This is a genomic window from Ralstonia nicotianae (assembly GCF_018243235.1).
In the GTDB taxonomy this organism is placed as follows: domain Bacteria; phylum Pseudomonadota; class Gammaproteobacteria; order Burkholderiales; family Burkholderiaceae; genus Ralstonia; species Ralstonia nicotianae.
On record NZ_CP046675.1, the window covers coordinates 1,431,386 to 1,442,851 of the forward strand.

10 protein-coding genes are annotated in these 11,466 nt (G+C 65.8%); 8 read left to right on the plus strand and 2 right to left on the minus strand.

The genetic code is table 11. From position 1 onward, the window contains the following. Positions 1 to 506: 506 nt before the first annotated feature. Entirely contained in the window at positions 507 to 710 is a 204-nt protein-coding gene (locus tag GO999_RS22275; RefSeq protein ID WP_011003323.1) for a cold-shock protein, read from the minus strand. A 404-nt stretch (positions 711 to 1,114) separates the two neighbouring features. On the opposite strand from GO999_RS22275, the gene GO999_RS22280 reads away from it, so the two are divergent. The 7 genes from GO999_RS22280 (at position 1,115) to GO999_RS22310 (ending at position 10,038) form a co-directional block, all read left to right on the plus strand. Continuing rightward, the gene (locus GO999_RS22280; protein WP_011003324.1) at positions 1,115 to 1,783 is read left to right on the plus strand and encodes an AAA family ATPase; all 669 of its coding nucleotides are present in this window, start codon (positions 1,115 to 1,117) and stop codon (positions 1,781 to 1,783) included. Continuing rightward, entirely contained in the window at positions 1,780 to 2,784 is a 1,005-nt protein-coding gene (locus GO999_RS22285) for a ParB/RepB/Spo0J family partition protein (RefSeq protein ID WP_011003325.1), read from the plus strand. The genes GO999_RS22280 and GO999_RS22285 overlap by 4 nt, the downstream gene beginning before the upstream one ends. A gap of 314 nt (positions 2,785 to 3,098) precedes the next feature. Continuing rightward, a complete protein-coding gene (locus GO999_RS22290; protein ID WP_043897976.1) occupies positions 3,099 to 3,932 on the plus strand; it encodes a DNA-binding protein in 834 nt (277 codons plus the stop codon). Positions 3,933 to 4,189: 257 nt separating this feature from the next. After that, entirely contained in the window at positions 4,190 to 5,155 is a 966-nt protein-coding gene (gene galU / locus GO999_RS22295; protein ID WP_080705231.1) for a UTP--glucose-1-phosphate uridylyltransferase GalU, read from the plus strand. 262 nt (positions 5,156 to 5,417) lie between these two features. Beyond that, complete coding sequence (locus tag GO999_RS22300; protein WP_011003328.1) at positions 5,418 to 6,761, plus strand: MFS transporter; 1,344 nt, start codon at positions 5,418 to 5,420, stop codon at positions 6,759 to 6,761. Between the two features lie 12 nt (positions 6,762 to 6,773). Next, a complete protein-coding gene (locus GO999_RS22305) occupies positions 6,774 to 8,681 on the plus strand; it encodes a sensor histidine kinase (RefSeq protein WP_211906882.1) in 1,908 nt (635 codons plus the stop codon). Beyond that, on the plus strand, positions 8,674 to 10,038 hold the full coding sequence (locus tag GO999_RS22310; protein ID WP_016726499.1) for a sigma-54-dependent transcriptional regulator: 1,365 nt from the start codon (positions 8,674 to 8,676) through the stop codon (positions 10,036 to 10,038). The genes GO999_RS22305 and GO999_RS22310 overlap by 8 nt, the downstream gene beginning before the upstream one ends. Positions 10,039 to 10,043: 5 nt before the next feature. Here the strand turns inward: GO999_RS22310 and GO999_RS22315 are convergent, their stop codons facing one another. Next, complete coding sequence (locus GO999_RS22315) at positions 10,044 to 10,841, minus strand: YhfC family intramembrane metalloprotease (RefSeq protein ID WP_211906883.1); 798 nt, start codon at positions 10,839 to 10,841, stop codon at positions 10,044 to 10,046. Positions 10,842 to 11,011: 170 nt separating this feature from the next. Between GO999_RS22315 and GO999_RS22320 the strand changes: the two genes are divergently transcribed. Beyond that, positions 11,012 to 11,443: a surface-adhesin E family protein gene (locus GO999_RS22320; protein ID WP_020425357.1), complete on the plus strand. Its 432-nt coding sequence runs from the start codon at positions 11,012 to 11,014 to the stop codon at positions 11,441 to 11,443. The last annotated feature ends 23 nt before the right edge of the window (positions 11,444 to 11,466 follow it).

Below are 11,466 nucleotides of genomic sequence, written 5' to 3' on the forward strand. Positions count from 1 at the left end.
AGCAGCCAGTGTGGTGATGCTTTCTGGTGTCATCAGACTCGGTGGCCAAGCGAGGGCCACCCCCATCGTTAGCTACGATCAGACAACCAACCGCGGCCAAGGCATCCAACATGCCGACGAAGGCTCGTAGCACGACAGCAACGCTTGGCCAGCCTGAGCCTCCTGCGGCCGCAAGGTGAACGCTGGGCTCATGTGGTGGTGCGCAAAGAGAAAGATCCGCTGGTCAGCCTTGGCCAGACCAACGATATAGAGCGCTTCTGGCGTTGCTCTAGGAGTGTGCTGTCGGCCCCAACCCGCTTCGGGAGCGCGTCCACCTTTACCTAGGGGAGAGGCTCAGCGCAACCGCCATTGGGACGTAGCTGAGAAACCCTTGCCGCGTAAGCCTTTGCAGGCAGCTTTCATGTTGAAAGCCGGCGCACTCGGGACCAGGTCGGGTGAGTCTGACCCAAAAGAAAAGGGGAGCCGAAGCTCCCCTTTTTCTCGTTTCAGGCGATTGCCAGAAACGCTTATTCCGGCTTGATACCCGAGGCTTGCAGGCCCTTCGGGCCTTGCTTCACTTCGAAGGACACCTTCTGGCCGTCCTTCAGGGTCTTAAAGCCGGAGCCCTGAATTTCCGAGAAGTGTGCGAACAGATCCGCGCCACCGCCGTCCGGAGTGATGAAGCCGAAGCCTTTGGTTTCGTTAAACCATTTGACAGTACCCGTGGCCATGCAAAATTCCTTTAGAAAACTAAAAAACAACTCAACTCATGCAGCCGATCCGGACATCGCGACGGAGAACTCCGGCTGTTCCGAATCCCGCGTTGACAAAGTCTGAGACGACTGTCTAAGCATCATAACCAGTTTGTTCCCCAGTGTCGATGGGCGGTTTTTTTAGAAGACGTGGCTTTTCCGCACTTTCCGAGTAAACACCTAGTCGAATCATTTAACTCACAGTGCGGCAGAGATAACTTTTCTTCATTTTCTTTTTGAAATAAACAGCTGTAGACGTCACGTAAGTCAGCTTGAAATCACAAACATATTTCAAATAATTCATAATTTACCGAGCTTGTGTTTTCTTGCTAACTTCCCTAAGATGGCCGCCAGAGACTTTCAGCGCTGAAAGTGGAGGACCAGTGAGCGCCAAGATCGTGACGGTATTCAATCAGAAGGGCGGATGCGGCAAGACGACGGTCAGCATGCATATCGCTGGAACCCTGGGTGTCCGGGGCAGTAAGACCCTGCTCGTCGACATGGATGAACAGGGGACGGCCACCCGTTGGGCGGCTCAGGCACCCGAAGAGAAGCCTTTTCCGGCTTCGGTCATCGGCCTGGCGCCATCAGGTGGGGCGATGCATCGGGAAGTGCGGAAATTTATCGCGGACTACGACTACATCGTTGTCGACTGCCCTCCGGCCGTTCATTCGCCGGCTTCTTCGAGTGCGTTGTTGATTTCAGACATCGCCATCATTCCAGTCGTGCCCTCGCCGCCGGATCTGTGGGCGGCGGTGGCGGCCAAGGCGTTGGCGCAGCAGGCGCAGGTGACCAACGAAACGTTGCGTGTACGTGTGCTGGCCAACATGGTTCAGCGTCGCGTGTCACTGGCTAAGCAGGCGATCGAAATTCTTGGTGATGATGGTGACATTCCATTGATGGAATCCATGATTGGGTCGCGCTCCGCTTTCCGGGAATGCCAAGCCATTGGCGCGACTGTGCATGGTGTGCCGGGCGCTCGTGAGGCGATCAACGAGGTCGACATCATGGTCAATGAAGTATTGCAGTTGTTGCGGGAGGGGCAGGCATGAGCGCGAAGCTGAAATCGCTCAAGGACGGAATGCTGGCCGGGATCGCCGCAGAAAAGACGAAGGCCGCACCAGTTGACCGCTTCGCATTGGCTGAGCAAGCTATCACCTCGCATCCCCGGGGGCTGCTCGGGCAGCCTGCCCGTCCGGCTTTCAGCGCTGAAAGTCAGGCCGAGACCAGCTCGGAGCGGCGGGTCGTCAAGATTCCGCTCGAACGGCTCCAGGAGAATCCGCTGAATGCCCGACGGATCTATGATCAGCAGATCGTTCAGGAGCGTGCCGCTTCGATCGCGACCCACGGCCAGCAGACCCCCGGCTTGGCCGCACCGGATCCCGCCAAGCCCGGCTGGTATGTGCTTATCGACGGTCACTACCGTAAGCGCGCCCTCGCCGCTGCGGGCAAGGCCGAGATGGAGTGCTTCATCGAGGATGGCCTGTCCGACATCGATTTCTACCGCTTGTCGTTTGTGCTGAACGAGCAGCGCTCGGGGCAGTCCGCACTCGACAATGCGATCGCTTGGCGCCAGCTTCTTGATGATGGAAAAGTAAAAAAAGAAGAAGATATTTGCGAGATCACCGGTGTTTCGGCTGGGACGGTCAACAAGACACTGGCGTTGTTGAAGTTGCCGGAGAGTGTGCTCGAGGTGATGAAGGAGCGTCCGACCGGGATCGGTATTGCGACGGGCTACGAGTTGACGCTGTATTTCAAGAGTGCTGGCGAAGACAAGACCCGCGACCTGGTTCATCGGGTGCTGGAGGAGGGGTTGTCCAGCCGTGATGTCGAGCAGATCCGCAAGGTGGCGCAGGAAGGCCGTACCCGCAAGGTCAAGGAAGTCAGCCGCCAGTACAAGATTCGCAATGATCGCGGCGATCTGCTGGGAACCATCAAGGAATGGGATTCCGGCCGCGTCATGTTGGATGTCAAGCTGGACGACCGGGCGGCACGCGAATCCCTGGTGGAAGCGCTGAAAAGCCGTTTTGGCCTGGACGTGGCGCTGCTATAGCCAGCCGCCAGTCTTCTCTCCACAAAAAGCGCCTCGAAAGGCGCTTTTTTTTATCCCAACTTCGGCGGCCCGGGCGTTTCCCTCGGAAGGCGTACCCATTTCTGCGAAGGCGAAGTGGTTGGCGGCAGAAGTGCGTTCTACCAGCGGCTTTCTGCGGTCACCACCAGGGTCTGAAGTGATGAACGCATGGCTCTAGCGTGGGATGAGATCGCTCGAACTATATCACGAATCCATTTAAATAATGTTCTCTACAAGACAAATATTGATGTTTTTAACCCTTGATGTACACTATCAAAACATCAATCCGAACCAAAATGGCACGCCCTTCCCAACAGTTCTCCAAGGAGCAGCTGCGACAGATTGCTGAGGCCATCCATCAGCTCGATGTTGCGTTTCCGCACGACAACGGGATCTTTCTGGATGAGGTGATCGATGCCGTCCGGCAGATCACCCGGCGTGTCTACGGCGCCCGCCGCTATGCGAACTGGCTGGCGGATGCGGGTGTCGGCCGCAGACCGAGCAACACCACGCTGCAAAAGGCCGTGGATCGCGCCCGCGGCCGGGGGGAGGGCGGTTCGGACGTTCTGGCGGAGACCGTCGAGCCGTGGCCGATTCCTTGGGCGCCCGCAGAAACGGGTACGCATATCGAGCGGCCTGCCCGTCCGACGCTGGATCGGGTCGCTTCCCGTGCCATCGGTATCGGTTCGCCGGGGGCGGGTGCGGAATGGATGGAGGCCCGCATCCGTGCCGACGTTGCCGAACGCGCGCTCGAACATGAAGTGGCGCGCAACCGGCAACTGCAGGCGGCCATGGTCGATCTGGAGCGCCGGCTGGGCGAGGCGCTGGTCTCCGGACCGGTCACGGCGCCCAGTCTGACCGGTGAAACCCTGCAGCGCCTGGAGCAGACCTTCGAGACGGTTTCGCGCCTGGAGGGCGCGGCCAACGCGCTGGCGGGCACCGAGCGCTTTCTGCGGCTGCAGAACGACGCCGTCCGCCAGCAGACGCAGAACGAGGCCGAGCAATTGCGCCAACGCATTCGCGTACTGGAGGCCGAAGTGGCGCAACTGCGTACGCAGATCGAAGCCTATCGGCGGGCGCCGGAGCGGGGGGCCCCGGTGTTGCGAGGGTGGGTGAAGCCGTCATCGTGAAAGACGTGCGCCGGCGCTGACTGGCGTGCCGTTAGCCGGGGCGTCGCGATGTGGCTCGCAGAAATGGGTACGCTTTTTCGACTTTCGGCGCTGAAAGTCTGAACGTCCGTGTAGCGGACTTGCAAAAACCATGTAGGAACGACGTGCCCGCGAGGCTTTCCAGCCCTGCCGATGGCCGTGCCGCCCTGTTTTGCACGGGATCGGGCCGGCGGGCATATGACTTGCTCATGACACAACATCTTGCCGATGGAGTTGTCATGAACGAAAAGATCACCAAGGCCGTGTTTCCCGTGGCGGGGCTCGGCACGCGTTTCTTGCCCGCCACGAAAGCCAGCCCGAAGGAAATGCTGCCCATCGTGGACAAGCCGCTGATCCAGTATGCGGTGGAGGAAGCCGCAGCAGCAGGCATTACCGAGATGATCTTCATTACGGGGCGCGCCAAGCGCGCGATCGAAGACCATTTCGACAAGGCCTACGAACTGGAGTCCGAACTGGCTGCGAAGAACAAGCACGCGTTGCTCGAGATGGTCCAGTCCATCAAGCCGGCTGGCGTCGAATGTTTCTACGTGCGCCAGCCGGAGACGCTGGGCCTGGGCCACGCTGTGCTGTGTGCGCAGAAATTGGTACGCGACGAGCCGTTCGCAGTGATCCTGGCGGACGATCTGCTGGACCATGAGCCGTCGGTCATGCAGCAGATGACGGAGCTCTATGACCACTACCGCTGTTCGATCGTCGGGGTGGAGACCATCGCGCCGCAGGCGTCGCGTTCCTACGGCGTGGTGGCGGGGCGCGAATGGGACGATCGACTGATCAAGCTGGATGGCATCGTCGAAAAGCCGGCGCCGGAGCAGGCGCCATCCAATCTCGGCGTGGTTGGCCGCTACATCCTGACGCCGCGCATCTTCGATCATCTGCGCAATCTCGCGCCCGGTACGGGCGGCGAGATCCAGCTGACGGATGCGATCCAGCGCCTGATGGCCGAGGAGCAGATCCTGGCGTACCGCTATCGCGGGCAGCGTTTCGATTGCGGCAGCAAGTTCGGCTATCTACAGGCCACTGTCGAGCTGGCGCTGCGCCATCCGGAGGTCGGTGCCGACTTCGAGGCGTATCTGTATGCGCGGATGGGCCTGCCGCATGAGTTGCCCGCTGCCGTGGAGGCACCCGCGAGTACCGTCACCCCGGTCAGCAAGAAAGTGTTGCCGCTGGAGGGGGTGGCTGCCTGAGCCAGGTCAGGCCGGCCGTGCGGTTTTTCGCACAACTCGCGCGGCCGATTCCGGAAAACCGCACACTTCACGCTGTTTTGCCGCCGCGCTGCGTTGCCGTGTAAAGCCCGATGCCACGGGACTTTGCGGGCGATCCGCGCGGCGGTTCCGTGCATGGAATGCTTCTTGAATAAGAGCGCCCACCCATCATCCGGCGCGACCGGTCCTCGGCAGGCTGCCGAGGGCCGTGGACAAGGCGCCGCCAATGCTCCAAGGAGACACCATGCATCAGCCCCAGGCCAGCGCGGTCGCGGGTGCGCACGTTCCTGCGCACGACGCTGTCCACGAAGGCGCCCATGACGTCCGCAGGCGTCTGCGCTCCATCTTCTCCGGGTCGGTCGGCAACCTCGTCGAGTGGTACGACTGGTACGTCTATTCGGCGTTTGCGTTGTACTTCGCCAAATCCTTCTTCCCCAAGGGCGACCAGACCGCCCAACTGCTCAATACGGCGGCGGTGTTCGCGGTCGGGTTCCTGGCGCGTCCGGTGGGCGGCTGGCTGATGGGCATTTACGCTGACCGCTACGGGCGCAAGCGCGCGCTGCTGGTGTCGGTCGTGCTGATGTGCCTGGGCTCGCTGATCATTGCGCTCACGCCGGGCTATGCCACCATCGGCGTCGCGGCGCCGACGCTGCTGGTGCTGGCGCGTCTGCTGCAGGGGCTGTCGGTCGGCGGCGAGTATGGCACCTCGGCCACCTATCTGAGCGAGGTCGCCACCCGGGAAAGCCGGGGCTTCTATTCGAGCTTCCAGTACGTCACGCTGATCGCCGGGCAACTGGTCGCGCTGGCGCTGCTGATCGCGCTGCAGCAGTTCGTGCTGTCGCCCGCGCAGCTGGATGCGTGGGGCTGGCGCATTCCGTTCTTCATCGGTGCGCTGTGCGCACTGATCGCGATGCGGCTGCGCTCGACCATGGAGGAAACACAATCGTTTACGTCGACCACGATGGAGACGAAGAAGCGCGGCTCGCTGCGCGAGCTGGCCAAGCACCCGCGCGCCGTGGCCACGGTGGTGGGGCTGACGCTGGGCGGCACGGTCGCGTTCTACACGTACTCGATCTACATGCAGAAGTTCCTGGCCAATACGGTGGGTCTGTCGAAGGACCAGGCGACGCTGGTGTCGGGCGCGACGCTGCTGCTGTTTGCCCTGCTGCAGCCGGTGGTGGGCGGCCTGTCGGACCGTGTGGGCCGGCGTCCGATCCTGATCGCGTTCGGCGTCCTGGGCACGCTGTTCACGGTGCCCATCATGACCGGCATCAGCCAGACCTCGAGCCCTTGGACGGCGTTCTTCCTGATCATGGCGGCGCTGGTGATCGTCTCGGGTTACACGTCGATCAACGCGGTGGTCAAGGCGGAGTTGTTCCCGACGGAAGTGCGCGCGCTGGGCGTGGGCCTGCCGTATGCGCTGACGGTGTCGATCTTTGGCGGCACGGCCGAGTACATCGCGCTGTGGCTCAAGCAGGCCGGCCACGAGCCCTGGTTCTACTGGTATGTGACGGGCACGATCTTCCTGTCGCTGCTGGTGTATGTGTTCATGCGCGATACGCGGGCGCACTCGCGCATCGGGCATTGATCGGCGCGGGGCATGATGAGCGCTGACGGCCACGCCGATCCTGCACACGCCGCGCGCGGACGCAGGCTGCGGCTGGCCGTCGCGCTGGCGATGGCGGCCTGCTGCGCGGCGGCGGGATGGGGCGCCTATGCTCTCGCCCTGCAGCGCTACGTGGCCGCGCGCGCCGAAGAGGCCGGCCAGCGCACCACGTTCTATGCCCAGAACCTGCGCGGCACGCTGGCGCGCTACGAGTCGCTGCCGCGGCTGGCCGCGCTGGAGCATGTGCTGCATGTCGCGCTGACGGCGCCGCATGCGCGCGATGCCGCACTGCGCCGTGCCGCCGACGCCTATTTGAAGGAAGTCCAGGCCGCGGCCGACCTGACCGCCGTCTACCTGATGGACGCCACCGGCCAGACTCTCGCCGCGAGCAACTGGGACCTGCCCTCGTCGTTCATCGGGCGGAACTATGCATTCCGGCCGTACTTTGTCGATGCCATGCGCGAGGGGTTCGGCCGCTTCTACGGCGTGGGCAACACGACCGGCGAGACCGGCTACTTCCTGGCCGCGCCCGTGCGCGAGGGCGGCCAGCCCATCGGCGCGGTGGCGGTCAAGATCAACCTGGATTCGTTCGAGGCGACGCTGGCGCGCAGCGGCGATACCGTGCTGCTGGTCGATCGCCATGGCGTGATCTTTCTGTCGTCGGTGCCCGAGTGGAAGTACCGCACGCTCGGCACGCTGGGCGCGGCGCAGCGCGCAGCGCTGGATGCGACGCGGCAATACGGGCCGCACGCGCTGGCGCCGCTCGATCCGCGGGCCGGGAGCGTACCCTTTTCTGCGGACCAGGTGCCGCAGACGCTGCGCGTGGCGTTGCCCGGCCGCTCGGTGTCAACGCTGCGGGTGCAATATCGGCCGGTCGGCCTGCTCGGCTGGCAGGTTGCCGTGCTGATCGATCCGCGCGACGAGCGGCGGACCGCGCTGGTGGCCGGCGCCAGCGCTGCGTTTGCGACGGCGCTGGCCTTTGCGGTGTGCGTCGCGCTGCGGCTGCGGGCGCGGCGGCACGAGGAGCAGCGCCGTGCCCGCGCCGCGCTGCGAGAAGTCCAGCGCGACCTGGAGACGCGCATTGCCCAGCGCACCGCCGAGCTGACCTCGGCCAATGCGGCGCTCGCCTCCAAGGTGGAGGCGCTCGACACCGCGCAGCGCATCCTGCGCGAGACGCGCGATGCCGCCGTGCAGGCCGGCAAGCTGGCCGTTCTGGGCCAGATGGCCGCCGGCATCACGCATGAGCTGAACCAGCCGCTGACCGCGCTGACCACGCTGTCCGACAACGCCAACCAGCTTGCCGAGCGTGGCCGTGTCGACGAGGTGCGCGGCAATCTCGCGCACATCAGCCAGCTCGCGCATCGCATGGGCCGCATCGTGTCGCACATCAAGGGGTTCGCCCGCAAGGGCGACGCGGCACGCGCGGCCGTGCCGGTGGAGGAGGCGATCCGCCAGGCGCTGATGCTGGTGGAGACGCGCCGCCGCCAGGCGGGCGTGCCGGTGGTGGTCGGGCCGGTGCCGCCCGGCGTGGCGGTGTGGGCCAACGCGGTGCGGCTGGAGCAGGTGCTGGTCAACCTGATCCGCAACGCTATCGATGCCACCGCCGAGGCGCCGCAGCCGGAGGCTGCCGGCGTGCGGGTCACGGCGCAGGCGGACGATGCGCTCGTGCGCATCACCGTGCGCGACGCCGGCCCGGGCATCGCGCCGGAGGTGTTGCCGCATCTGTTCGAACCGTTTTTCACCACCAAGGCGGACGGCCAGGGCCTCGGCCTCGGGCTGGCGATTTCGCTGGCGATCGTTGAAGATTTCGGCGGGCGGCTGGAAGGCCGCAATGCCGACGACGGTGCGGGCGGTGCCGCGTTCGTCATCGAGCTGGAACGTGCCATGGAGCCGCATGCCTGACACCCCTTTCTCTTCCGAGCTGTCGTCCGCCGCCGACCTTGCGCCGGTCTTCCTGATCGAAGACGACGACGTGGTGCGCCTGGGCTGCGAGCAAGCGCTCACCCTGGCGGACCTGCCGGTGCGGCCCTTCGCCGATGCCGAGAGCGCGCTGGCCGCGCTGGCCGCGCAGACGCCGTCCGTGGTGGTGAGCGACGTCCGGCTGCCCGGCCGCGACGGCCTGGCCGTGCTGCGCGAGATGTTGCGGCACGATCGCCAGTTGCCGGTCATCCTGGTCACCGGTCACGGCGATGTGTCGATGGCCGTGACGGCCATGCGTGCCGGCGCGTACGACTTCATCGAAAAGCCGTTCCACTCCGAGCGCCTGGTCGATGTGGTGCGGCGCGCGCTGGAGAAGCGCAGGCTCACCGCCGAGAACCTGCGCCTGCGCGCGGCGCTGCAGGGCCGCCAGGCGTTTGCGCTGGTCGGCCAGAGCCAGACCATGCAGGACGTGCGCCGCCTGGTGGCGGCGCTGGCGCCGACCGATGCCGACATCCTGGTCACCGGCGAGACCGGCGCGGGCAAGGACGTGCTCGCGCGCGCCATCCACGAAGGCAGCCGGCGGCGCGGGCCGTTCGTCGCGCTCAATTGCGCGGCGCTGCCGGAGTCCGTCTTCGAGAGCGAGATGTTCGGCCACGAGGCGGGCGCCTTCACCGGCGCCAACCGCCGGCGCATCGGCAAGATGGAATATGCCGACGGCGGCACGCTGTTCCTCGACGAGATCGAATCGATGCCGCTGGCGCTGCAGGCCAAGCTGCTGCGCGCGCTGCAGGAGCGCAGCATCGAGCGGCTGGGCAGCAATGCCAGCGTGCCGGTCGACTGCCGCGTGGTGGCGGCGGCCAAGGTGGACCTGAAGGCGGCGGCCGATCATGGCGCGTTCCGCGCCGACCTGTACTACCGGCTGAACGTGGTGTCGATCGCGCTGCCGCCGCTGCGCCAGCGCGCCGAGGACATTCCGCTGCTGATGGCGCATTTCCTGCAGCAGGCGGCGTTGCGCTACGACCGCGCGGCGCCCGACTGGAGCGCGCAGGACATGATGCGCTGGCAGCACCACGACTGGCCCGGCAATGTGCGCGAATTGAAGAACGTGGCCGAACGCTTCTGCCTGGGCCTGGACGATGGCCTGGTCGCCTCCGCAGCGAGCCAGCACTCACTGGCCGGCCGCATGATGGCGGTCGAGCGCGCCACCATCGAGGAGGCCCTGCGCGCCACCGAAGGCAGCGTCGCCCGCGCAGCCGACCTGCTGGCGGTGCCGCGCAAGACGCTGTACGACAAGCTGAACCGGCACGGCATCGAGCCGGAGCGCTTTCGCGCCGGCTGACGCCGCTAGCGCAGCGGCGATGCGCCCGGCTTGCGGCCGCCCTGCGGCGGCCAGCAGGTGGCCGCCAGCAACAGGGCGATCACGGTGTAGATGCCTTCTGTCACCACCAGCGGTACCGCATGCACCTGGTACAGCGCGGCGGGCAGGTCGGCCAGCGCGTGCAGCACGATCGCCAGCCCCAGCAGCACGGGGCGCCGCTGCCGCACCGCATGCCATACCACCAGCGTCAGCGCGAACTGCACCAGCATCGCGGCGATGCGCTCGGCCACCGCGCCCGCGGCCAGCCACGGCGAGAGCTGCGCGAGCAGGGCGTGGATCGTTGCCGTCATCGCCTCGGCGCCGCTGGCGGCCAGGCGTGCGTCGAGATCGCCGCGGTTGGCGGCGATGCCGAACATCACCATCTGCGCCTGCGATGCCACGCCCACCAGCCAGGCCTCGATGCCCGCATGGCCGAGGGCATAGGCGACCGGCGTGGCCGCATCGCCGGGCCGGCGTGTGAGGAAGCGCAGGCCGAGCCAGCGCCCGCTTTCCTCGAACAGGCCCGCCATCAGCGTGCCGTAGATGACGAACAGCGCCGGCACGCGCAGCCATTGCGCGGTCACCGGATTGAGCTGCAGCAGATAGACATGCAGGGTGCGTTCGAGCACCAGCACGAACAGGGCGAACACCGCCGCGCCCACGCCGATGTCGCGCCGTGCCAGGTCGAAGCGCCGGCGCAGCCAGAACCAGGCGCCGATCGGGATGCAGGCCAGCGCGATGGCGGCGATGGCATGGGCGGCGAGCGCGGAGAGCGGAACGGTCATGGTGGCAGGCGCGGCGGGAGGGGGCCATGTTACTGCACGCGGTGCCCGGTCAATGCCGCGAAGTGCCCCGGTTTTACCGGTCGGTCGGGCGGACCGGGGGGCGCAACCCGATTGTTACAATATATTCCGGCCACGGCGTCCGCCGCGGGCTTGGGAATCGGGCAGGCAAGGTGATCGTCGTGAAACGCAGTGTGTGGCAGTGGATCTTGGTGTGCGGTGCCGGTCTGGGCACTGCGTGGGCATCGGCGCCGGCCAGCGCGGCGCGCTGGCATGAGTACCTGGCCACCACTTCGGTGTCGGCGTCCATCGATCGCGCGTCGCTGCGCTCGGATCGCGCCGGCCACAGGATGTTCCTGGCGCGCACGGTGCTCAAGCGCGGCGAGCGCCGCAGCCACGGCGCCCGCTACCGGCCGGGCACGGTGATCCTGTCGCGCCAGGAGATCGATTGCCGCCGCCAGCGCATCCGCCTGGTCGACTATGTGGTGCGCGGCCCGGACGGCGCCACGCTCGATTCCGATACCGCCGCCGGCGCACACTGGATGCGCATCCGGCCCGGCACGCTGGCGGCCCGCTCCGCCGGTTACGTGTGCGCGCGCCGCTAGGCGGGCGGGCCCCGGCCGGCCGG